General features: G+C 72.7%; 18 protein-coding genes. 10 read left to right on the plus strand and 8 right to left on the minus strand.

Features of this window, described 5'->3' with window-relative positions; genetic code table 11:
• Window positions 1-258 precede the first annotated feature (258 nt).
• The 7 genes from NITAL_RS02580 to NITAL_RS02610 form a co-directional block, all read right to left on the minus strand.
• The gene (locus NITAL_RS02580; RefSeq protein ID WP_052664505.1) at window positions 259-1,410 is read right to left on the minus strand and encodes an acyl-CoA dehydrogenase family protein; all 1,152 of its coding nucleotides are present in this window, start codon (window positions 1,408-1,410) and stop codon (window positions 259-261) included.
• A gap of 119 nt (window positions 1,411-1,529) precedes the next feature.
• Complete coding sequence (locus NITAL_RS02585) at window positions 1,530-2,477, minus strand: sugar kinase (RefSeq protein ID WP_052664506.1); 948 nt, start codon at window positions 2,475-2,477, stop codon at window positions 1,530-1,532.
• Window positions 2,474-3,595, minus strand: a complete 1,122-nt coding sequence (locus NITAL_RS02590) for a glycoside hydrolase family 88 protein (RefSeq protein WP_052664507.1) — start codon at window positions 3,593-3,595, stop codon at window positions 2,474-2,476. Before NITAL_RS02590 ends, NITAL_RS02585 begins: the two co-directional genes overlap by 4 nt.
• The gene (locus tag NITAL_RS02595) at window positions 3,585-6,404 is read right to left on the minus strand and encodes a hypothetical protein (RefSeq protein WP_211262159.1); all 2,820 of its coding nucleotides are present in this window, start codon (window positions 6,402-6,404) and stop codon (window positions 3,585-3,587) included. Before NITAL_RS02595 ends, NITAL_RS02590 begins: the two co-directional genes overlap by 11 nt.
• Before the next feature lie 23 nt (window positions 6,405-6,427).
• The gene (locus NITAL_RS02600; protein WP_083441151.1) at window positions 6,428-7,339 is read right to left on the minus strand and encodes a carbohydrate ABC transporter permease; all 912 of its coding nucleotides are present in this window, start codon (window positions 7,337-7,339) and stop codon (window positions 6,428-6,430) included.
• On the minus strand, window positions 7,339-8,196 hold the full coding sequence (locus NITAL_RS02605) for a carbohydrate ABC transporter permease (RefSeq protein WP_211262160.1): 858 nt from the start codon (window positions 8,194-8,196) through the stop codon (window positions 7,339-7,341). Before NITAL_RS02605 ends, NITAL_RS02600 begins: the two co-directional genes overlap by 1 nt.
• Window positions 8,197-8,261: 65 nt before the next feature.
• Window positions 8,262-9,587, minus strand: a complete 1,326-nt coding sequence (locus NITAL_RS02610) for an ABC transporter substrate-binding protein (protein WP_052664509.1) — start codon at window positions 9,585-9,587, stop codon at window positions 8,262-8,264.
• 180 nt (window positions 9,588-9,767) lie between these two features.
• Here NITAL_RS02610 and kduI point away from each other — a divergent pair, with 180 nt between their 5' ends.
• The 7 genes from kduI to glpK all read left to right on the plus strand — a co-directional run bounded on the left by kduI (window position 9,768) and on the right by glpK (window position 18,718).
• A complete protein-coding gene (kduI, locus tag NITAL_RS02615) occupies window positions 9,768-10,586 on the plus strand; it encodes a 5-dehydro-4-deoxy-D-glucuronate isomerase (protein ID WP_052664510.1) in 819 nt (272 codons plus the stop codon).
• Window positions 10,583-11,356, plus strand: a complete 774-nt coding sequence (locus NITAL_RS02620) for an SDR family oxidoreductase (protein WP_052664511.1) — start codon at window positions 10,583-10,585, stop codon at window positions 11,354-11,356. Before kduI ends, NITAL_RS02620 begins: the two co-directional genes overlap by 4 nt.
• The gene (locus NITAL_RS02625; protein WP_052664512.1) at window positions 11,353-12,123 is read left to right on the plus strand and encodes an IclR family transcriptional regulator; all 771 of its coding nucleotides are present in this window, start codon (window positions 11,353-11,355) and stop codon (window positions 12,121-12,123) included. Before NITAL_RS02620 ends, NITAL_RS02625 begins: the two co-directional genes overlap by 4 nt.
• A gap of 111 nt (window positions 12,124-12,234) precedes the next feature.
• Window positions 12,235-12,885, plus strand: a complete 651-nt coding sequence (locus NITAL_RS02630) for a bifunctional 4-hydroxy-2-oxoglutarate aldolase/2-dehydro-3-deoxy-phosphogluconate aldolase (RefSeq protein WP_052664513.1) — start codon at window positions 12,235-12,237, stop codon at window positions 12,883-12,885.
• Between the two features lie 104 nt (window positions 12,886-12,989).
• On the plus strand, window positions 12,990-14,279 hold the full coding sequence (locus NITAL_RS02635) for a hydroxyacid-oxoacid transhydrogenase (protein ID WP_052664514.1): 1,290 nt from the start codon (window positions 12,990-12,992) through the stop codon (window positions 14,277-14,279).
• Window positions 14,276-17,179: an FAD-binding and (Fe-S)-binding domain-containing protein gene (locus NITAL_RS02640; protein WP_211262161.1), complete on the plus strand. Its 2,904-nt coding sequence runs from the start codon at window positions 14,276-14,278 to the stop codon at window positions 17,177-17,179. The genes NITAL_RS02635 and NITAL_RS02640 overlap by 4 nt, the downstream gene beginning before the upstream one ends.
• A 21-nt stretch (window positions 17,180-17,200) precedes the next feature.
• Window positions 17,201-18,718: a glycerol kinase GlpK gene (glpK, locus tag NITAL_RS02645; protein WP_052664515.1), complete on the plus strand. Its 1,518-nt coding sequence runs from the start codon at window positions 17,201-17,203 to the stop codon at window positions 18,716-18,718.
• Window positions 18,719-18,737: 19 nt separating this feature from the next.
• On the opposite strand, the gene NITAL_RS02650 is transcribed toward glpK, so the two are convergent.
• Complete coding sequence (locus tag NITAL_RS02650; RefSeq protein ID WP_169786699.1) at window positions 18,738-19,625, minus strand: serine/threonine-protein kinase; 888 nt, start codon at window positions 19,623-19,625, stop codon at window positions 18,738-18,740.
• 127 nt (window positions 19,626-19,752) lie between these two features.
• On the opposite strand from NITAL_RS02650, the gene dusB reads away from it, so the two are divergent.
• The 3 genes from dusB to NITAL_RS02665 all read left to right on the plus strand — a co-directional run bounded on the left by dusB (window position 19,753) and on the right by NITAL_RS02665 (window position 22,034).
• Window positions 19,753-20,898, plus strand: a complete 1,146-nt coding sequence (dusB, locus tag NITAL_RS02655) for a tRNA dihydrouridine synthase DusB (RefSeq protein ID WP_052664517.1) — start codon at window positions 19,753-19,755, stop codon at window positions 20,896-20,898.
• Window positions 20,891-21,499 carry a Maf family protein gene (locus NITAL_RS02660; protein WP_083441153.1) on the plus strand — a complete coding sequence of 203 codons (609 nt, stop codon included), beginning with the start codon at window positions 20,891-20,893 and terminating at the stop codon, window positions 21,497-21,499. The genes dusB and NITAL_RS02660 overlap by 8 nt, the downstream gene beginning before the upstream one ends.
• 103 nt (window positions 21,500-21,602) lie before the next feature.
• Window positions 21,603-22,034 (plus strand): pyridoxamine 5'-phosphate oxidase family protein, encoded by a 432-nt coding sequence (locus NITAL_RS02665; protein ID WP_052664518.1) that lies wholly within the window; start codon window positions 21,603-21,605, stop codon window positions 22,032-22,034.
• The last annotated feature ends 12 nt before the right edge of the window (window positions 22,035-22,046 follow it).

The raw sequence follows: 22,046 nt of genomic DNA on the forward strand, positions 1-22,046 counted from the left end.
CTCGCTCCGACCACGACAGGGCGCGCCGGCTCAGATGTCCTCACCCGCCGTGGGCCCGAGGACCCACCCCGGCTCCACCGTCTCCCTCACCCCACTCCGGGCCGTCCTCCAGCCGAGGCGAGGCGCCGGAGCCCGAGACCGGCGGTCGATGGGGGCAACTGGAGCCCGACCGATGCGACGACGAACCGAAGGGTCGTCGCATCGAGGGCGAGTGGCGCCCCCAGCGACCCGACGGGCTCGGGCGGGAGGCGCCGGAGATCACGCCAGGAGGAGCCGACTGATCACCATCTCCTGGATCTCGGTGGTCCCACCGCCGATGGTGGCGAGCTTGGCGTCGCGCAGGCCCCGCTCGACGTGGAACTCGTCGATGTAGCCCCACCCGCCGTGCAGCTGGATGGCATCGAGCGCGCTCTCGACGGCCGCCTCCCCGACGTAGGCCTTGGCCATGGACGCCTGCATCTGGTGTTCGTGGCCGTTGTCCTTGAGCCAGGCGGCCTGGCGCTGCAGCAGCCGGGCGTTCTCGAGGCGGATGGCCATCTGCGCGAGCTTGTGCTGGATGGCGCCGAACGTGGCGATGGGCTTGCCGAACGCCTCGCGCTGCTTGGCGTAGCGGATCGAGTCGTCGAGGCCGCGCTGCATACCACCGACGGCGCTGGCGATCATGCAGCAGCGTTCCCAGTCGAAGCACTCGAACCCGACGGCCCACAGCGCGGTGCCCTCGTCGCCGAGGATCGCGGACTCGGGGACGGCGACGTCGGTGAAGGAGAGTTCGACGGTGGGTGAGGTGCGGTTGCCGAGCTTCTTGAGCTCCTTGGACACCTCGAAGCCGGGGCTGTCGGTCTCGACGAGGAAGGCGGTGAAGGCGTTGCCGGCGGGGGCGTCGGGGTCGGTGCGTGCCACGACGGTGACCACGTCGGCGAGGGATCCGTTGGTGATGAAGGTCTTGGTGCCGTTGAGGACGAACGTGTCGCCCTCGCGGCGCGCGGAGGTCTTCATACCGGCGGTGTCGGAGCCGGCGTCGGGCTCGGTGATGGCGAACGCGCCGATGGACGCACCGGTGGCCATCCTCGGCAGCCAGCGCTGCTTCTGCTCCTCGGTGCCGTGGAGGGCGATCGGCATCGCACCGATGGTGAGGTGGGCGCCGAGGGAGAGGTTGAGGCCGGCGTCCATCCCGCCGTAGGCGAGCGCCTCGAGGGCCAGGCCGGTGGTGAGCACGTCGGCGCCGGACCCGCCGTACTCGGTCGGGAGGGGGAGGCCGGCCAGTCCGAAGCCGGCGACCTTCTCCCACACGTCCTGGTCCCAGCGCCCGGCGCGGTCGCGTTCGAGGATGCCGGGTGCGACGTGCTCGCGGGCGAAGGCGCGCACGCTCGCGACGTACGCCTGCTGCTCCTCGGAGAGGAGGAAGTCCACGGTCTCGGCTCCCGGTCCGGTGCGTGCCGCCCGCGGCTTGGGCGGCGGGCGTAGCCTACCGGAGGAACGGAACGAACTGGACGAGAACGTTCCATCGGCGCCGTCACGGTGTCAGGCGGTCAGGGCGCCACCGTGCTCCCACGCGGTGGCGTGGCGTTGTCGCTGTGGGAGGTCAGGACCTGGGCGGCCAGTTCGTGCCCGCGCCGGAGCGCTGCGTCGGCAGGTTCCCCGCGCCGGCGGGAGGCGAGGTACCCGGCGGCGAAGGCGTCCCCGGCGCCCACTGGCTCGACGACCTGCACCGGGAGGGCCGGCTCGACCGCCGTCCCCCCAGGGGTGAAGGCGGTCGCCGCGGTGGCGCCGTCCTTGACGACAAGCTCGACCGGGTCGGGGAGCAGGTCGCGCACGTCGGCGGCCGTCGCCACGTCCCATAGCCGGGCGGCCTCGTCGAGGCCGACGAACACCGTGGTAGCGCGAGCGGCGAGTTCGAGGAGCTTCGGTCCTGCCTCCTCGGCGGACCACAGGGCCGGCCGGTGGTTGACGTCGAAGGAGGTGATCAGTCCCGGCGTGTCCAGCAGCTCGGTGACCAGGGCGTCGCACTCCGGGGACAGGGCTGGTGTGATCCCACTGAGGTGCACGAGGCCGACGCCGGCGAGCGCCCCGGGTGGCAGGGTCCGTAGGCGGGTGGCCGCCGAGTCGCGCCGGTAGTAGAGGACGGCGGTGTCGGTGGCCGACGGGTCCTTCGCGTACAGACCGGTCGGCAGGTCGGGGTCGACCTCGAGCGGTCCGTCGTCGACGCCCTCGAACTGCAGCGCGTCGCGCAACCGTTGCCCGAACGGATCATCCCCGACCCGTCCGGCGAAGCGGGAGCGCAGCCCCAGCCGAGCCAGGTGCACGGCGACGTTCAGCTCGGCCCCGGCGGGGGAGACGGCCAGGTCGGCGGCCTCACGCAACGAGCCGCGCGTGGGCGTGAGGGCGATGAGGGCTTCGCCCACGCACAGCACGACCCCGTCGTCGCCGCACGGCGCGGCCTCGGTTGTGGGCACGTGCCCATCGTGGGGCCGGCTCACGTCGGCTCCTCTCCCGAGCGCAGCGCCTCGAGGGCCGCGGCGACGGCGTGCAGCGCCAGACCCTGTCCCCACGGCTGTACCCGGTCGTCGCGGATGACGCTGTAGCCGAACGGCACGAGCTGCAGCACGGTGCCGGCGCTCGTCCGGGTCAGCGTGCCGTCGGGGTCGACGTAGGCCATGACCCCGCGCACGGCGCGCCACGCGGCCTGGCGCACGTCGTCGGGCAGGTCGGGCAGGAGCCGTCGGGCGCGCAGCATCGCCGCGCCGATCCCGGCGGCGGCGGAGGTCTCTACCAGGCCGGCCGTCTCCGGGTGCTCGTCGACCAGCACGCTCCAGACCCCGTGCTCGGGTTGGTGCTCGGCGAGCGCGACCAGCTGCCGGTTCAGCGCCGCGCTGGTGGTCGTCACGGCGTCGTCCAGGCCGATGCGCTCCACCCGCTCCGGCCCGAGGGTGTCGGCGAGCTCGAGCAGCTCCACCATCGCCAGGGCGCACCAGGCGTTCGCCCGCCCCCAGAAGCAGCGGATGACCTCGCCGTGGTGGGAGCCGTGGACGAACAGCCCGGTCTCCGCGTCCTGCAGGACGGCGATGTGGCGTCGGACCTGGTGGGCGAAGGTCGCGACGAGGTCATCGTCGCCGACGGCCAGGCCGATGTGGCCGAGGGTGACGCCGGCCATGAACACGGTGTCGGCCCACACCCCGCCTGGCCAGTGCTCCAGCGTCCCCTCGGCGTCGTAGCTGGCCGCGCCGGGCGTGCGCACCCAGGCGACGAGGTCCTGCACCGCGCCCTCGAGATCGGGCCGCTCGCCGAGCGCGAGCGCCAGCGCGGTGCCCGGGGCGAGGTGGTTCACGTGCTCGACGGTGACGCCGGCGTGCACCCGCTCCTCGAGCCACGTCAGCACGTCGCTCGGGTAGGGCTGGTCCTGCGCGCGGGCCAGGCGCACCAAGCCCAGGAGGCAGACCCCTTCTCCCCAGAACCACTCCTGCAGGCCCATGCCCCAGGTGCGGCACGCAAGCTCGTCCCCGATCCGGGTGAGCGCGGCCTGGGTGACCGCCGCGGTCGGGACGGGGGTCCGTGGCGGCGCGGCCAGCCGGGCGTTCGCGAGGTCCTCACCGGACACGGTGCGCCTCCTCCGCCGTGGCGGGGGACGGCGCGATGCTGCTGGCTGGTTCCAGGCGTCGTCCGGCGGCGAGGTCGAGCACCATCCGGTGCCCTGCCCAGGAGGCCTCAAGTCGCTCGTCACCGGCCGCGACGTGCACGGCCGGGTTGCGGAGGTGCGGAGGGACCTCCGGGACGCCGTCGGCCGTCAGCCCGTCGGGAACGCCGTCCACGGTGAAGGGGCCCTCCCACCCCAGATCGAGCACCCGGCCGTCGCGGGCGGTCCACCGCACGCGCGGGGCGCCGCCGACGTCGGCGGCGAAGTTCGGGTCGACGAGGCCGGCGACGAAGTCCTCGAACGACCCGTCGTCGACGGCACGACCGACGGTTGCGACGAACCCGCGCCCGTCCCCGCGGGGTTCCCATGCCTGGTGGGCTTCGTCCCCTCGTGCGGTGGGCATCAGGCCGCCCTCAGCGGCGACGGCGACGTAGCCGTCACCGACCCGGCCGGCCAACCAGGGGCCACGGACGACCACCTCGTCCATCTGAGCGGCGGGGAACCAGACGTGCGTCCCGCCCACCGGACCGCGTGGAGTGTCGGCGGGCAGCCCGTGCACGGACAGCACCGCGTCGCGGTGCTGGTGGGAGCGGGGCAGCACCCTCTGGCCGGCCCAGGCGTTCGGCCGGGCGGACGGGCTGTTGGTGTCGGCTGCCGGCAGCGTGGCGAAGACCTGCACCTCCGCGCCGAGGGTGGCGCCCCAGACGTGCTCCTGCAGGCCGGGAAGCCCGACGCGGTAGGCCTGCACCGACGACAGCATGGCGTCGGGGGTGCGCCAGACCCGCAGGTCCGATCCGTAGGGCCGCGACAGCAGGTCGTGGTGGAACCGGTAGCCGCCGCGGTAGACCTGCCGGCCCTCCCAGTGGTCGGGGAGGGCCGTGGCCACCGCCCGCACGACGGCGGGCAGCCGGTAGGTGCTGGCGGTGGCCAGCGCGGTGGCCGGCAGCACGGCAGCGTTCAGCGACCCGGTCCCCCACAGCGCCCACATGATCGGCGCGGTCTCCTCCAGCCGGCTGGAGCGCAGCGTCGGCGTGTACGAGCGGCCGTGCGCCGCACCGTGCACCCCGCGCCAGGAGTTGGCCGCCAGCGTCAGCAGCACCTTGTCGAGCAGTGCCTCGGCGAGGTGGCGTACCTCGAGGTCGTCGGCGAGTTCCACGAGACTGACCAGCGCGAGGGAGTCGATGGCGAGGTAGGCGTTGGAGTCGAACTCGCTGAAGCCCCCGAGGAGCTTGCGTCGCATCCACTCGATGCCGAGCTCGCGTCCGTGCCTGGCGTGCTCGGCCCCGCTCCAACCCGTGTTGGTGAAGACCTCGTCCGGGAAGGTCTGCCCGACCAGCAGCTCGGCCGTGTGCCAGACGAACTGATGGTTCTCGGTGAAGTAGCACATGGCGTCCAGCCCTGGCTGGTCGATCCAGTACTTGAAGCCCAGCAGCGAGGCCTTCACCCGCTCCCGCTGCCCCGCCTCCCAGACGCCATCGGGCAGGCGGTGCCACACGTGCATCAGGCCGACCGCCTCGAAGTCGGCGCAGTCGGCGCGGGCGTCGACCATGGCCAGGGCCGGGTCGAGGTCTGCCGCGCCCACCCGCGACCCGCCCGGGTCGATGACGTGGCGCGCCAGCACCCGGGCACTGCCGGGGTGCGACCCGGCGACGTGCTCCAGCAGCTCCCGCCGCCACGTCGCCGGGTCGTCGCCGACCGGCTCGGCACGGCGTTCGCGAGGCAGGACCGCGACCGCCAGCTGGCGTTCGACCGGGCAGCGGGCGTCGTCGACGCGGACGGTGAGCAGCGTCTCGCCGGTGCTGAGCATGGAGGCGGTCGCCTCCCTGCCCTCCCCGGCCGGCGCCCCCTCGGTGTCGGACGTCGTCCCGGGTGTCCGGGGGGCGTCGGGGTCGTCAGCGGGCACCGGGCGGGCGCGACCCTGCAGCTCGGCGACGTGCAACGAGGTCCGTCCGCCGTGCAGCCGCGTGCGCACCTCCGGGCCATCCGGGGTCCGGACGACCAGGGCCGCACCGACCGGCCCGGTCAGCTCGACCACCCCGTCGCGGACGGCCCACGAGGAGCTGGCGACGGCGTCCAGGACCTGCTCTGCGATCGCGGCGGCGTACTCGTCGCCGCCCGGGGAGGGCACGACGACCCGCACCGGGAGTCCCAGCACCCGCAACGACGCGGTGTGGCGGACCTCACGGAAGGCAACCTGCCACGTGGCCAGCACGATGCGGGTGGTCCCGGACGGCAGTCGGACCTCGACCCGGTGGACGGCTCCCTCCATGTAGGAGAAGCCGGCGCCGCTGGCGACGAGCTCGTCGCCGACCCACAGCGTGAACGGGCCCGTGCAGGTGAGCTCCAGCGTGCGCACCTCGGCCTGGTCGACCTCCAGGACCGTGGAAGCGACGGCATGGCGGCGCTCGGGCGTGTGGCAGAAGGCGCTCCAGTCGAGCAGCCCGTCGGTGCCCGTGTGTGCCCGCCGCCAGCGACCCTCGTCCACCCACTCGCCCCCGGGCGCCACCCACGTGAAGCGGCCGCCCTCCAGCGGCTCGGGAAGCGCCTGTTCGACCACGAGGGGGCGGAGCGCGTACAGCCGCTCCTTGAGCGGTGCCACGTCGGGCCCGTTGGTGAGCACCCAGCGGCCGTCCGTCCCCCACGGCGAGCCAGTGGCATCGAGGACGGCGTCGAGGTCGTCGACCGGCGCCGACCAGGCGGGTCCGACGAGCCAGTCACGCACCAGGCCGGTCGGGTCGAGGGCGTGGACGGTCCGGCCGGTCGGCAGGCTCATCGGGTCGACGTTCTCCATCTGGGTCATTTCAGGCCGGTCTGTGCGACGCCGGCGACGATCTGGCGCTGCAGCAGCAGGAAGATGACCACCACGGGGACGATCGACAGCACCGACATCGCCAGCACGAGGTGGAAGGGAACGACGAGCTGGCCGGAGAAGCGGGCCAGGGCGACGGGGAGGGTGTACACCGACTCGTCCTGGGCCACGATGAGCGGCCACAGGAAGTCGTTCCAGCGCCAGATGACCGAGAAGATGGCCAGGACCGCCAGGGCCGGTCGACACAGCGGCAGGATGATCTGGAGGAAGATCCGCCACTCGCCGGCGCCGTCGATCCGCGCGGCCTCGATGAGTTCGTCGGGCAGGCTCAGCATGTACTGGCGCAACAGGAACACCCCGGTCGGCGTCGCCGCCGCCGGGATGATCATCCCCCACAGCGTGTTGACGAGCCCGAGCGAGGCGACCACCTGGTAGACCGGCAGGAAGATCACCTGCAGCGGGATCATGATCGTCGCGAGGGTGATGACGAACAGCGTGTCCCGGCCGCGGAAGTTGTACTTCGCCAACGCCCACGCGGCCATCGAGTTCACCGCCAGGGTGAGCAGGGTGGCGACGACGGTGACGAAGGTGGAGTTGAAGAAGTACAGCGGGAAGTCGAAGGACGTCAGGGCCTCGGTGTAGTTGCCCAGCGTCAGGTCCCTGGGGAACAGGGTCGGGGGGCGCTGCGCCAGCTCCTCCGGTGACTTCAGCGAGCTGAGCACGGCCCACACGATCGGCACCAGGGTCAGCAGGGCACCGGCGGTGAGGATCGTCGCTCGCACCACGGCGCCCGTGCTCGGGCGCTTGCCGGTGGTCGACGTCCACCCGTTGTTGCGCGACGGTCTCGAACCGGCGCGCTGGGTCCTGCGGGGCGCTGAGGTGACCTGTCCGACGGCCATCAGATCGCCTCCCGTCGCCGGCCGCCCATGTAGTTCATCAGGGTGACGCCGAAGACGGTCACGAAGAGGATCACGCCCGCGGCGGCCGCCAGCCCGAACCGGATCGGAGACTCGAAGGAGGACTCGTAGATGTACTGCACGATCAAGGTGGTGGCCCCGAGCGGGCCGCCGCCGGTGAGGGTGTAGATGTAGTCGAACGCCTGGAACGCGTGGATCGTCGACAGGACGACCACGACCAGGGTCGTCGGCGTCAGGAGCGGCAGCGTGATGGACCGCACCTGCTGCCACCCTGTGGCCCCGTCCATCATCGCGGCCTCGTAGACGGAGCGGTCGATCCCCTGGAGCCCGGCGAGCAGGATCAGGGCGTAGAAGCCGACCTGGATCCACAGCCCCACGACGATGATGACGCCGAGGGCGAGCCAGGGCTCGAGCAGCCACCCGGGCCGGCCGAGGCCCATGGCATCCAGCGCGGTGTTGAGCAGCCCGTTCTGCCGCTCCAGGGCGAGCCGCCAGATCAGCCCGACGACGACGGGAGAGACGAGGAACGGCACGAAGTAGGCCGCCCGCAACAGGCCTTTGCCGCGCTGCTGGGCGTTGAGAGCGATGGCCAGGGCAGTGGCGAACACGGTCGTCAGGACCACGGTGCCCACGACGAAGATCCCCGTGGCCCGGGCGACGGACCAGAACTCCTGCGACGTGAGGATCTCGCGGTAGTTGTCGAGTCCGGCGTGCGTGAAGGTCCGGCCGTCGCTCGAGTCGTAGGTGCTGAGGTTGAAGCCGTTGAGCGCCGGGTAGATCGTGAAGGTCGCGAACAGCGCCATGTTCGGCAGCACGAACAGGTACGGCGCCCACTTCACCGACCGCCACCGCCGAGACCGCGGCGGCGCGGTGCTCTTCGATGGGGTGGCGACGACGGCGCTCATCACCCGACCTGCTGCACGACGTCGGCCACCCCGGTCTTGATGGCCTCCACGGTGGTGGCCACGTCCTGCTGGCCGGCGAACAACCTGCTCACCTCCTCCACGACCACGGTGCCCGCGGCACCGAAGGCGGGAGCGGCGGCGGCGGCGTAGGTGTCCTCCGGCGTGCGTTCCACGTCGGCGCGGAACACGTCCATGTCCTCGGCGCGGTCCGGGTAGTCGATCTGCGCCTCCGTCAGGTCCTTGCGCGTGGGCAGCCAGTAGGCGCCCTCGGCCATCGCCACCTGCTGTTCGGCGCGGTTCATCCAGTCGACGAACGCGACGCCCAGCTCGGGGTTGTCGCTCCCGGAGAACGCGATGAGGAACTTCCCACCGGGGAAGCCGCCGCAGCGCTCGGCGCAGGCGTTGGGCACCGCGGCCCAGCGGAAGGTCGCGTTCTCCGCGAACTGCCCGACCTGCCAGTTGCCCGACAGGTACACCGGCACCTGCTGCGCCAGGAACTGGTCGTTTGCGCCGGCGTAGCGGCTACCGGCCTCCAACCAGAAGTCGCGCAGCAGCGCCCCGGACTGGGTGAGGTCGTCCAGCTGGGTCAGGGCGGCGGAGGCCGCCTCGGCGTCGAGCGCTTCGCCGTCCTCGTCGAGCAGCGTCGTGCCGTACCCGCTGAACACGGTGCTGAGGCGGTGGCCGGACTTGTCGATCGCGATCGCCGACTCCATGCCGTTCGCCTGCTGGACGGCGGTGGCGTCGGCGACCATCTCGTCCCACGTCCACGGCTCGTCGGTCGAAGGCAGCGGCACGCCGGCAGCCTCGAAGGCGTCGACGTTGATGAACGGGCCGTTCATCGTGAGGTCGTTCGGAACACCGAGGAAGCGACCCCCCGGATCGGTGCCGGCGGCGGCCGGACCCTCGATGAACTCCCCGGGGTACTCCTCCCCGAGGTACGAGCGGACGTCGACGAGGGAGTCGGCGTAGGGGTACCACACAGCGACCCGCGCCACCGCCGGCGGGCTGCCGGAGTTGATGCGCGCCTGCAACGACTGCTCCAGCTCGGAGAACGGGATGATCTGGAGGTTCACCGTGGCGCCGGTCTCCTCCTCGAACTGCGCGATGAGGTCACGGGTGACGGCCTCGTCGGGGCCGTCGGTGAAGTAGACGTAGTCGAGCGTGTCCCCGTCGAAGCCCTCCCAGTCGATGGCCTGCGACCCCGGCTCCGGCCCCTCGCCGGCGGCGGGGTCGGCGGGCTGCCCGGGGGTGCAGGCGGTCAGGGCGAGCAGGGCCGCGCTGACGGTGGCGACGGTGCCGGTTCGCAGGTGTGCGCGTCCTCGCATCGGATCTCCAGTCCTAGGGAGTGGTGTGGCACTCAACGGCTCCGAGACGACTGGTGCCGGGGAGTCATCCGCGATACTGTCATGCATCCCGCTACAAGGGAAGCTCTTCCCGTCAGGCGGGATGCTGGCAACGCACACGACCGGGCGCCTTCTGGGCCGCCCGGACAGGAGGTTCGTCCCATGACCGACGTCCGCTACGCCACCCACCCCACGGAGATGGCCCACCTCGCCCCTGACCAGCTGCGCGAACGGTTCCTTCTCGAGGATCTGTTCGTCCCCGGGCAGGTCTCCTGGGCCCTGTCGCACCACGACCGGATCCTGGTCGGTGGCGCCCTGCCCGAGGGCGAGGAGCTGGAGCTGACCCCGCCTGCCGAGGTCGCCGCCGAGGCGCTATGCGACCGGCGCGAGGTCGGCGTCGTCTGCCTCGCCGGATCCGGGCGGGTCACCGCCGACGGAGAGTCGTTCGCGGTCGAGGCCGAGGACATCGTCTACGTCAGCCAAGGCACCCGTCGCGTCACCGTCGCCGGTGACGCCGCCTTCTACTGCGCCTCGGCGCCCTCGCACGAGCCACACCCGACGACGGTGATCCGCAAGGCGGACGCCGAGACGGTGCCGCTGGGTGAGCCCGAGCACGCCAACGTGCGGACGCTGCGCAAGTACGTCCACGACCGTGGGGCCAGGTCCAGCGAGCTCGCCCTCGGCATCACGACCATCGAGCCCGGCAGCGTGTGGAACACCATGCCCTGCCACACCCACGACCGGCGGACCGAGGTCTACCTGTACTTCGACCTTCCCGAGACCGAGCGGGTCCTGCACGTGTGCGGCCAGCCCGACGCCACCCGCAGCCTCGTCGTCTCGAACCGCCAGTCGGTGATCAGCCCGCCGTGGTCGGTGCACTTCGGCGCCGGGACGAGCTCGTACAAGTTCGTCTGGTCCACCGCAGGGGAGAACCTCGCCTACAACGACATGGACCCCGTCGCGACCGAGGAGCTGCGATGAGTGCTCCGGCGCACGCCGAGCGCTTCTCCCTCGCCGGACGCACCGCTCTGGTGACCGGTGCCCGCAGCGGCATCGGCCGGTGCGTCGCCCTCGGTCTCGCCGATGCCGGGGCGGACGTGGTGGCCTGGGGGCGCACCGAGGCAGGGATGGACGAGGTCGCCGACGCCGTCCGCGCCCGCGGTCGCGGGGCGGAGGTGGTCACCGCCGACCTCGCCGACCTCGACGCCGTCCGCGCCGCCGCCTCGGAGCTGGTGGAACGGCGACGCATCGACGTCCTCGTCAACAACGCCGGCATGATCCTGCGTGAGGACGCGGTCACGACGTCCTTCCCGGATTGGCAGCGTGTGCTCGACGTCAACCTCGACGCCACCTTCCTGCTCAGCCAGCTCGTGGGCGCGTCGATGCTGACGCGCGGGAGCGGCTCCATCGTCAGCATCGCCTCACTGCTCTCCTTCCAGGGCGGTGTGCGGGTGCCCGCGTACACCGCCAGCAAGCACGCCGTCGTCGGGCTGACGAAGGCCCTGGCCAACGAGTGGGCCGGCTCAGGGGTCAACGTCAACGCCGTCGCGCCGGGCTACATCGCCACGGACAACACCCGTGCGCTGCGTGAGGACCCCGAGCGGGAGCAGTCCATCCGCGGGCGCATCCCCGCAGGGCGCTGGGGCGGGCCGGACGACCTCGTCGGCGCTGTGGTGTTTCTGTGCAGCCCAGCTGCGGCCTACGTGCACGGCCACACGCTGGTCGTGGATGGCGGTTGGATGGGGCGATGACCGTGCCACGCCAGCCCGCCTCCGAACGGACGCCGAACGCCATCGGCAAGGTCGCCGCCGTCGTCTCGGCGCTCACCGATGAGCGCACCACCAGCGGCATCGCCCGTCGTACCGGACTGCCCAGCTCCACGGTGCACCGGATCCTGCAGGACCTCGTCGCCGTCGGCTGGGCGCGCGAGGACGGCAACCGTGGGTACCTGCTCGGGGCACGGCTGCTGGCCCTCGCCGGGCGCGCCACCGACCAGGCCTCCCTGGTACGGGTGGCGCATCCGACGCTGCAAGAGCTCTCCGACCGCACGGGGCACGCCGTCCACTTCGCGGTCCGCACCGGCGACGAGGCCGTCTACGTCGACAAGATCGAGGGCAACCGGGCCTACCAGATGCGCTCACGGGTGGGGCTGGCCATCCCCCTCCACTGCACTGCGATCGGCAAGGCGCTGCTCGCTGCGCTGCCGGAAGTTGAGGCACGTGCGGTGCTCACGCGCGCCGGCATGCCCCCACGGACGACCCACACCATCACCTCGGCGGACGAGATGCTGGGCCACCTCGAGTTGGTGCGTGATCGTGGGTACAGCTTCGACGACGAGGAGAACGAGCTGTCGACCCGCTGCATCGGGGCAGCGGTCCGCGACCACTCCGGCACCGCCATCGGCGGGGTGAGCCTGTCCATGCTCGCCTTCGAGCTGGAGCCAGACCGCGTTCGTCCCCTCGCCTCGCTCGTGGTCAGAACCGCTGCGCGGATCACCAGCGACCTGGGGGGGAGCTGAAGCACATGTCGTCGAGGCCGTGTGCAGCTCCTCGGCGCCTTGGCCGTACGACCGCACGGTGACGCACGCCACCAACATCGGACGCGTTCTGTGAACAGGGAGACCAGTTCCATGGATCAGCAGTCAGCGCTTGCAGAGCTGCGCGCAGCCGGTGTCATCGCCGTGTTGCGCGCGCCGTCCGCCGACCACGCGGTGCGCACCGTGGATGCGCTCGTCGCGGGTGGCGTCACCGGGGTGGAGATCACGTACAGCACGCCCGACGCGTGCACGGCGATCGAGCGGATCGCCACCGAGTACGGCAACGACGTCCAGCTCGGAGCAGGCACGGTCCTCACCGCCGGCCAGGCACGTGACGCCGTGGCCGCCGGCGCGCGGTTCCTGGTCAGCCCGGGAACCGACCCCGCCGTGGCCGAGGCGATGCTCGACACCGGCGCCACCGTGCTCCTGGGCGCCCTCACGCCGAGCGAGGTGATGACCGCCGTCCGGCTGGGAGCCCACGCGGTGAAGGTCTTCCCTGCATCGCTGGGCGGTCCCACCTACCTCAGGTCACTGCGTGGTCCCTTCCCCGACGTACCACTCGTGCCCACCGGGGGCGTGAACGTGGCCAACATCGGCGACTGGCTGGCTGCCGGAGCGGTCGCCGTCGGAGCCGGCGGGGAGCTGTGCTCTGCGACGGCCATGGCAGCAGGACGCTGGGCCGAGATCGAAGCCACCGCGCGGCAGTTCGCCGAGGCCCACCAGCGTGCGGCTGGTCATGCGTGATGCCCACCACCGCAGACGACGGCTCGCGCGTCGGCGACCTACGCCGAGAAGCACGGTGGCTCCAGGTTAGGCTCCCGTCAGGCGAGCGACGTCGGGAGCTGGACGTGCACCAGGACGGGCAGGGCAGCGCCGAGACCATCTTCACCTACGCGGCACCCGCGCTCAAGTTCGGGTCGGGCGCGTCCCTGGAGCTCGGCTACGACCTCGCCCAGCTGGGTGCCCGGCGGGTCCTGGTCCTCACCGATGCGGGGGTCGCGGCGACGGGTCACCCGCAGCGCGTCGCCGAGGCGATGGCCGGGTTCGGCCTCGAGGCGCACGTCTACGACGACGTGCACGTCGAGCCGACCGACGAGAGCATCCAGCGGGCCATCGACCACGCCCGCGCCACCGGACCGTGGGACGCGTTCGTCGCCGTCGGTGGCGGCTCGAGCATCGACACCGCCAAGGCGGTCGACCTGCTCACGACCAACCCCGGCGAGCTGTCGGACTACCTCAACCCGCCGATCGGTGAGGGGCGGGCACCGACCGAGCCGCTGGCGCCGCTGGTCGCTGTCCCGACCACGACCGGGACGGGCTCGGAGTCGACGACCATCTGCGTCCTCGACGTCCTGCACCTGCACGTCAAGACGGGTATCAGCCACCCGCGACTGCGGCCCACCCTGGCCATCGTCGACCCGGACCTGACCGCGACCCAGCCACCGGGGGTCACGGCAGCGGCCGGCATGGACATCCTGTGCCACGCGCTCGAGAGCTACACGGCACGGCCCTACGACGCCTACCCGGCCAAGACCCCCGACCAGCGCGTCCCGTACTGCGGCGCGAACCCGATCGCGGACCTGTGGGCGCAGCAGGCACTGCAGCTGCTGGCCAGCTCGTTCCGCGCTGCCGTGCGTGACCCCGAGGACGCCGAGGCTCGAGGGCGTATGGCGATGGCGGCCACGTTCGCGGGGCTCGGCTTCGGCAACGCCGGGGTCCACATCCCCCACGCCAACGCCTACCCGATCGCGGGCCGCGTCCGTGACTACCGCCCGCCGGACTACCCGGACGCCGAGGCGATGGTCCCGCACGGGATGGCGGTCGCGCTGACCGCGCCCGAGGCCTTCCGCTTCACCTTCGACACGGCCCCGGAGCGGCACGTCGCGGTCGCGCGTCTGCTGGCCCCGAAGCTCCACGCTCCTGATGACCCGGCCGAGCACCTGCCGGCCGCCCTCGTCGCTCTGATGCGGGACATCGACCTTCCCAACGGGATCGGCGGCGTCGGGTACGGCGAGGGAGACGTGGACGATCTGGTCGTCGGCACCATGCAACAGCAGCGGCTGCTGGCGACCGCACCGAAGCCGGTGACCGAGGAGGACGCGGCGGGCATCCTCACGCGCTCCCTCGAGCTCTGGTGACGACCCGGATCGCGCCGACGACGGACGCACCGACACCGGACGCGGTGGCGGATGCGCTGCGCCGTGGCGGACTCGGAGAGGTCGACACCGACACCCGACGCCGCGCGGAGTACTCCAGCGACGCCTCGCTCTACCGCGTGGTCCCCACCGTGGTCGCCTACCCCCGGGACGCCGGCGAGGTCGAGGCCGCCGTCGCCGTCGCACGTGACCTCGCCGTCCCGGTGACCGCGCGTGGTGCCGGCACGTCGATCGCGGGCAACGCCGTCGGGACCGGCATCGTCCTCGAGGTACGACGTCACCTCGACCGCATCGTCGCGCTCGACCCCGACGCGCGGACCGCCCGTGTCCAGCCCGGCGTGGTCCTCGACCAGCTGCAGGCAGCCGCGGCACCCCACGGGTTGCGGTTCGGGCCGGACCCGTCCACCCACGACCGGTGCACCATCGGCGGGATGATCGGCAACGACGCCTGCGGGTCCCGCGCCCTCGGGTACGGCCGCACCTCCGACAACGTGCTCGCCCTGGACGTGGTCACGGGTGCGGGTGAGCGGCTGGTGGCGACCCGCGGCGGGCCGCCGGCGGGGTCGCGACTGGCCGGCCAGCTCGACGCGCTCGTCGACCGCCACGAGGCGACCCTCCGCGGCGAGTTCGACCGCTTCGGGCGTCAGGTCTCCGGCTACGCGTTGCACCACCTGCTGCCCGACCGCGGCGTCGACCTCGCCCGGGCGCTGGTCGGCAGCGAGGGGACCTGCGCCCTCACCGTCGAGGCCACAGTCCACCTCCGGCCCGTCCCGGCGCGCACGCTCCTGGTCGCGCTCGGCTACGCCGATGCTGCGACGGCCGCCGACGCGGTCCCTGCGTTGCTACCTCACCGCCCGGTCGCGGTGGAGGGTCTGGACGCCAGGATCGTCGCGGCGTTGCGGGCCCGGCGCGGGCCGGACGCGGTACCGCCTCTCCCCCGTGGCGCGGCGTGGCTGTTCGTCGAGCTGGCAGGCGACGACGATGCCTCCCTGCTCGAGGCTGCCGCCGCCCTGACCTCCGACGCCGACGCGCTCGAGGCACGGACCGTCACCGACCCCGCCGACGCCCGCCAGCTGTGGCGGATCCGCGAGGACGGTGCCGGGTTGTCGTCGCGGTCCGTCGACGGCCTGCCGGCGCACGCCGGGTGGGAGGACGCGGCGGTACCACCGGCGCGCCTCGGCGCGTACCTGCGCGACTTCGACGCGCTGCTGCTCCAGCACGGTCTGACGACCCTGCCCTACGGCCACTTCGGGGACGGCTGCCTGCACGCCCGCATCGACTTCCCCCTCGATCGCCCCGGCGGCGTCGCGGGCTTCCGACGCTTCCTCGAGGAGGCCGCGGACCTCGTCGCGTCGCACGGCGGCTCGATGTCGGGCGAGCACGGCGACGGCCGCGCCCGCAGCGAGCTGCTCCCCCGGATGTACTCCGCCGACGCCATCGAGGCCTTCGGCGCGTTCGCCCGGGCCTTCGATCCGGACGGTGTGCTCAACCCCGGTGTGCTCGTCGCGCCGCGGCCGCTGGACGCCGACCTGCGCGTCCCGGCGGCCGGTCCCCTGGACGTCGACCTCGGTTTCACCTACGCCGAGGACCGGGGTGACCTCGGCACGGCCGTCCACCGCTGCATCGGCATCGGCCGCTGCGTGTCGTCCGGCACCACCGAGCGCGGGGGGGTGATGTGTCCGAGCTTCCTGGCCACCGGTGACGAGCGCGACTCGACCCGGGGTCGCGCCCGCGTCCTGCAGGAGCTGGCCAACGGATCGTTGATCGAGGGCGGCTGGTCGTCCCCCGAGGTGCACGAGTCGCTCGACCTGTGCCTGGCCTGCAAGGGCTGCTCGGCGGACTGCCCGGCCGAGGTGGACGTCGCCACCTACAAGGCCGAGGTGCTGCACCAGACCTACCGCGGGCGCCCGCGGCCCCGGTCGCACTACGCGCTCGGGCAGCTGCCACGGTGGGCCCGGCTGGCGGGGATCGCCCCCGGCCTCGTCGCACGCGCGATGCAGGTCCCGGCGCTCGCCCGCATCGGGCGGTGGGCCGCCGGTGTCGATCAGCGGCGTGCGCTGCCGGCCTTCTCCCCCACCCCCTTCTCGCGCGCGGTCCGCCACCGGCCGGCCGGCGATCTGCCGCCCGACCGAGTGTCGCGACCGCCGGTGCTGCTATGGGTCGACTCCTTCTCGGACCGCTTCGACCCGGAGGTCGCCGTCGCGACCGTGCGGGTGCTGGAGGACGCCGGGTTCCGGGTCGAGTTCCCGGACCGCGCGCCGTGCTGTGGGCTGACGTGGATCTCGACGGGGCAGCTCGACGCCGCGAAGCGCATCCTGCGCGACACCGTCGACCAGCTCGCCGAGGTGGCACGGGCCGGCACCCCGATCGTGGGGCTCGAACCGCCCTGCGTCGCGGTGCTGCGCGACGACGCGCCGCGGCTGCTCGGCGAGGACGACGCGGCCGCGCGTGATGTCGCCGCCGCGACGCGGACGCTGGCCGAGCTGCTGCAGTCGCGCCGTCCGGACTGGTCCCCGCCTCGCCTCGACGGCGTCCGTGTGCTGGCCCAGCCGCACTGCCACCACCACGCCGTGATGGGGTGGGGTGCCGACCGGGCGCTGCTCACCTCGGCCGGCGCCACGGTCGAGACCGTCGGCGGGTGCTGCGGCCTCGCCGGCAACTTCGGAGCGGAGCGTGGCCACCACGAGGTCTCCGTCGCCGTCGCCGAGACCGCCCTGCTGCCCGCCGTCCGCGCTGCCGGTGACGACGTGGTCCTGCTCGCGGACGGGTTCAGCTGCCGCACCCAGCTCGACCAGCTCGCCGACCGGCGAGCGATCCACCTCGCCCAGCTCCTGGCTGCCGCGCTGCCCGATCGCGGCGGGCGTGCTACGAACGCCACCTGACGGACCTACAGGGAGCGATGGATGGCGGACTTCGTCGGCGCGGTCGATCAGGGCACGACCAGCACCCGGTTCATGATCTTCGATCACGGGGGCAACGAGGTCGGGCGCCACCAGCTCGAGCACGAGCAGATCCTGCCGCGGGCCGGGTGGGTCGAGCACAACCCGGTCGAGATCTGGGAGCGCACCTCGGCGGTGATCCAGACCGCCATGAACGCCCAGGGCCTCCTCGCATCGGACCTCGCCGCGCTCGGCATCACCAACCAACGTGAGACCACGGTGGTGTGGGATCGCCGCACCGGCCGGCCGTACTACAACGCGATCGTGTGGCAGGACACCCGTACCGACCGCATCGCGAGCAAGCTCGAACGCGAGGGCCACGGCGAGGTGATCCGAAGGAAGGCGGGCCTACCCCCGGCGACCTACTTCTCCGGCGGCAAGATCCAGTGGATCCTCGAGAACGTCGACGGGGTCCGGGCCGCGGCCGAACGCGGCGACGCCATCTTCGGCACCACCGACACGTGGTTGCTGTGGAACCTGACCGGCGGCACCGACGGCGGCGTCCACGTCACCGACGTGACCAACGCCTCACGCACCATGCTCATGGACCTCGAGACCCTCGACTGGGACGACGAGCTGCTGTCCTTCTTCGACATCCCGCGCCAGATGCTGCCCGAGATCCGGCCGTCCTCCGACCCGGACCGCTACGGCACCACGCGGCCCAGCGGCCCGTTCGCCGGCGAGGTCGCGCTCACCGGCGACCTCGGCGACCAGCAGGCCGCCACCGTCGGCCAGGTGTGCTTCGCCCCGGGCGAGGCGAAGAACACCTACGGCACCGGCAACTTCATGCTGCTCAACACCGGCACCGAGCTCGTACGTTCCGAGGCGGGCCTCCTGACCACCGTCTGCTACCGGTTCGGGGAGCAGGCACCGGTCTACGCCCTCGAGGGCTCGATCGCCGTGACCGGCTCGGCGGTGCAGTGGCTGCGCGACCAGCTCGGGATCATCAGCGGCGCCGCCGAGTCCGAGTCCCTGGCCCGCCAGGTCCCCGACTCCGGCGGCGTGTACTTCGTGCCGGCGTTCTCGGGCCTGTTCGCGCCGTACTGGCGCTCGGATGCCCGCGGCGCGATCGTCGGCCTCTCCCGGTTCAACACCAACGCCCACCTCGCCCGGGCCACGCTCGAGGCGATCTGTTACCAGTCCAAGGACGTCGCGGACGCCATGGAACAGGACTCCGGGGTCCACCTCGAGGTCCTCAAGGTCGACGGTGGCGTGACCGCCAACGACCTGTGCATGCAGATCCAGGCCGACGTCCTCGGCGTCCCGGTCAGCCGGCCCGTCGTGGCCGAGACCACCGCGCTCGGCGCCGCCTACGCGGCCGGGCTGGCGGTCGGCTTCTGGAAGGACACCGACGAGCTGCGCACCAACTGGCAGGAGAGCCAGCGGTGGACCCCCGAATGGGACGACGAGCAACGCCGCGCGGGGCACGCCCGCTGGAAGAAGGCGGTCGAGCGCACCCTCGACTGGGTCGACGTCGACTGAACCGCGTCCGCGAGCTGGGTCAGGCGGCCGGGCCGTCGAGCTCGGCGATGCCCGGGACACCACGCAGCACCAACCGGGGGCGGGCCGAGCACAGCCGTCCGAGCTGTTCCCCGAAGGCGACGGCGTCGGGCCAACGATCGGCGGGGTCGGGGCGGGTCGCGACCTCGATGGCCTCCGAGAGCTGGGACGGGACGTCGTCACGCAGCCCGCTCAGCGGCGGGACCTCGTGCGGGCCACCGGGGCCTTCGGCCTGAGACGCGTGTGCCAGCTCCTGCGGGTGGACGCCGGTCGCCAGCTCCCACAGCAGCAACCCGAGCGCGTAGACGTCGCTGCGCTGATCGCTCGGCCCGCCGTCGAGCTGCTCCGGCGCGAGGTAGTTGGCCTCGTCCTCCACACCTGCAGCCGGCGTCGCCGTGCTGTCGGCCAGGAGCCGCGCGGCGCTGAAGCCGAGGATCTTCACGGTCCCGTCCGCGGTGATCCGCACGTTCTCGGGGGACAGATCGCGGTGTGCGACACCCGCGGCGTGGATCGCCGCGAGTCCGTCCGCCAGCTGGCTGCCGATCGCCGCGACCGCATCGCTCGGCAGCGGACCGAGCTGACGACGGACCTCGGTCAGGGTCGGGCCGTCGATGAGCTCACTGATGAGCACGACACCGAGGCCGTCCTCCTCGAACACGTCGTAGAGGTAGGACATGTTGTCGTTCTGGAGCTCGGCCGTGACGTTCAACAGCCGGTCGATCCGTCGCCGGACCTTCGGGTCGCCCATCAGCGGGGCGTGCACGACCCGGAGGGCCACCACCCGCCGCAGCCGCTGATCCCAGGCGCGCCAGACGGTGCCGTGCGGACCGTCCGAGATCCGCGTCTCGCACAGCCATCTGTCTCGGACCAGCGGCGCTTCGTCCTGCATCGGCCATCCCCTGCCCGACGCGCCCCCGACCGTTCGCGTGTGACGCAGCATCGCACCTCGGACCGCCCGGCGTCCACCGCAGCGACCCGGATCGTGCGCGCCGTACGCGGCGGTACCGTCCCCGGCCATGCCCACGCTCGCCCCGCCCCTGTCCCTCGGCCCCCTCACGGTGTGGCCGCCGGTCGTGCTCGCCCCGATGGCTGGCGTCACCGACGCACCCTTCCGGACCCTGTGCCGGCGTCACGGTGGCGGTCTGTACGTCAGCGAGATGGTCGGCGCACGGGGCCTGGTCGAGGGCAACCACACCTCGACGATGAAGGCGGCGTTCGCCCCGGACGAGGCGCCGCGTTCCATCCAGCTGTACGGCACGCGGGTCGACGACGTCGCCCGCGCGGTCGAACTGCTCGTCGGAGGGGTCGCCCCGGGACGCCCAGGGGTCGATCACATCGACCTGAACTTCGGCTGCCCCGCCCCGAAGGTGACCCGCCACGGCGGTGGCGCGGCGCTGCCCTGGCGGACGCGCCTGTTCGCCGACATCGTGGCGGCCGCGGTCCGGGCCGCCGGCGACGTGCCCGTCACCATCAAGACCCGGCTCGGCATCGACGACGACCACCACACCTACCTCGAGGCCGGACGCATCGCAGCCGACCTCGGTGTCGCCGCCGTGGCGCTCCACGCGCGCACCGCCGAGCAGCGCTACGGCCCTCCCGCGGACTGGGCCCACATCGCACGCCTGGTCGACGCGGTCGACGTCCCGGTGCTCGGCAACGGCGACATCTGGGAGGCCGAGGACGCACGCCGCATGGTCGCAGCGACCGGCTGCGCCGGCGTCGTGATCGGCCGCGGCTGCCTCGGGCGGCCGTGGCTGTTCCGCGACCTGCACGCGATGTTCGACGGGCGCCCCGTCCCGGCCGGCCCCGACCTCGGCGAGGTCGTGGCCCTCCTGCTCGAGCACGCCGACCTGCTGGTGGACTGGCACGGCGAGAGCAAGGGCCTGCGCGAACTGCGCAAGCACACGGGCTGGTACCTGCAGGGTTACCCCGTCGGCAGCGAGGTACGACGACGGCTCAACCAGGTCGACCACCTCGGCGAGGTGCACGACCTGCTCGCCACGGTCGACCGCACACTGCCGTTCGACGAGGACCAGCGCCGCGCCACCCGCGGGCACACGACGCCGCCGAAGCGCGTCACCCTCCCGCACGGCTGGTTGGACTCGCGCGACGACCCGTCGGCGTTGCCCGCCCTGGCCGGCACCGTGGTCTCCGGTGGCTGAGGTGACCGACGGGGTTGGCCCCCGGCTCGTGCTCGCCTCCGGTAGCCCGCGTCGCGCGCAGTTGCTGGCCCGCCTCGGCCTCGACCCGGTCCTGCGACCGACGGACGTGGACGAGACCCCGCGGGCCGGCGAGACGGCCGACGATCTGGTCTCCCGTCTGGCTGCCGCGAAGGCCACGGCGGGTGCCGCTGGCGGTACCGGCGACGAGGTGGTGCTCGGCGCGGACACCGTCGTGGTGCTCGATGGGCGGTGCCTCGGCAAGCCGGTCGATCGGGCCGACGCGGCGGCGATGCTCCGGGCGCTGTCCGGCCGGACCCACGAGGTCACCACGGGCCTGGCCGTCGTACGGGGGCCGGTCAGCGCCGCCACCCGGGTGACCACGGAGGTGACGTTCCGGCCGCTGACCGACGCCGAGGTCACCTGGTACCTCGGCACGGGCGAGCCGGACGACAAGGCCGGTGGCTACGGGTTGCAGGGCGCCGGCGCGGCGCTGGTCGAGCGCCTCGACGGGTCCGACACCAACGTGATCGGGCTGCCGCTCGCCGAGACGATCGCGCTCGTCCGCGAGGTCGGGCTCGACCTGCTGTGCGACCGGTCCTAGCGCCCCTCGTCGGGGCCGTTCCGCCCACCGAGGCAGGCGGAAGGGCCCTACCTGTCGCCGCCGAGGCATCCGACGCTGGGGCACGGCGACAGGGAGACCCGTGATGACCGACATCCTGGCACGAGACCGCAACGGGCTGGTCGTGCTCGACTACGAGACCTGCCTCGATCGGCTGCGCAGCCGCAACGTCGGCCGGGTCGCGCTGGTGGAGGCGGGTGCGCCCACCATCCTGCCCGTCGTGTACGCGATGGCGGGCAACGCCGTGGTGTTCCGCAGCACGGTGGGCTCGAAGCTGGAGGCCGCCGAGAGCAGCCGGCCGATCGCCTTCGAGATCGACGAACACGACACCGAGAACCGGCAGGGCTGGAGCGTCCTGGTGACGGGCGTGGCGGATGTCGTCGACGACCCCGAGATCGTCGACGGGCTCGATGCCCTCGGGCTCGACTCGTGGGCGCTCGCCGAGGCCGGCGACACCGCGTGGATCCGCATCCGGGCCGAGGCCGTGACGGGCCGAGCCGCGCCTCCTCGGGACTGATCCCCGGGACGT

It is taken from the genome of Nitriliruptor alkaliphilus DSM 45188 (assembly GCF_000969705.1).
Taxonomy (GTDB): Bacteria; Actinomycetota; Nitriliruptoria; order Nitriliruptorales; family Nitriliruptoraceae; genus Nitriliruptor; species Nitriliruptor alkaliphilus.

Coding starts and splice junctions, on each gene's coding strand:
- NITAL_RS02595 (WP_211262159.1), bottom strand. CDS start 6,404: ATGAGCCTGCCGACCGGCCGGACCGTCCACGCCCTCGACCCGACCGGC.
- NITAL_RS02600 (WP_083441151.1), bottom strand. CDS start 7,339: ATGGCCGTCGGACAGGTCACCTCAGCGCCCCGCAGGACCCAGCGCGCC.
- NITAL_RS02610 (WP_052664509.1), bottom strand. CDS start 9,587: ATGCGAGGACGCGCACACCTGCGAACCGGCACCGTCGCCACCGTCAGC.
- kduI (WP_052664510.1), top strand. CDS start 9,768: ATGACCGACGTCCGCTACGCCACCCACCCCACGGAGATGGCCCACCTC.
- NITAL_RS02620 (WP_052664511.1), top strand. CDS start 10,583: ATGAGTGCTCCGGCGCACGCCGAGCGCTTCTCCCTCGCCGGACGCACC.
- NITAL_RS02625 (WP_052664512.1), top strand. CDS start 11,353: ATGACCGTGCCACGCCAGCCCGCCTCCGAACGGACGCCGAACGCCATC.
- NITAL_RS02630 (WP_052664513.1), top strand. CDS start 12,235: ATGGATCAGCAGTCAGCGCTTGCAGAGCTGCGCGCAGCCGGTGTCATC.
- glpK (WP_052664515.1), top strand. CDS start 17,201: ATGGCGGACTTCGTCGGCGCGGTCGATCAGGGCACGACCAGCACCCGG.
- NITAL_RS02650 (WP_169786699.1), bottom strand. CDS start 19,625: ATGCAGGACGAAGCGCCGCTGGTCCGAGACAGATGGCTGTGCGAGACG.
- dusB (WP_052664517.1), top strand. CDS start 19,753: ATGCCCACGCTCGCCCCGCCCCTGTCCCTCGGCCCCCTCACGGTGTGG.
- NITAL_RS02665 (WP_052664518.1), top strand. CDS start 21,603: ATGACCGACATCCTGGCACGAGACCGCAACGGGCTGGTCGTGCTCGAC.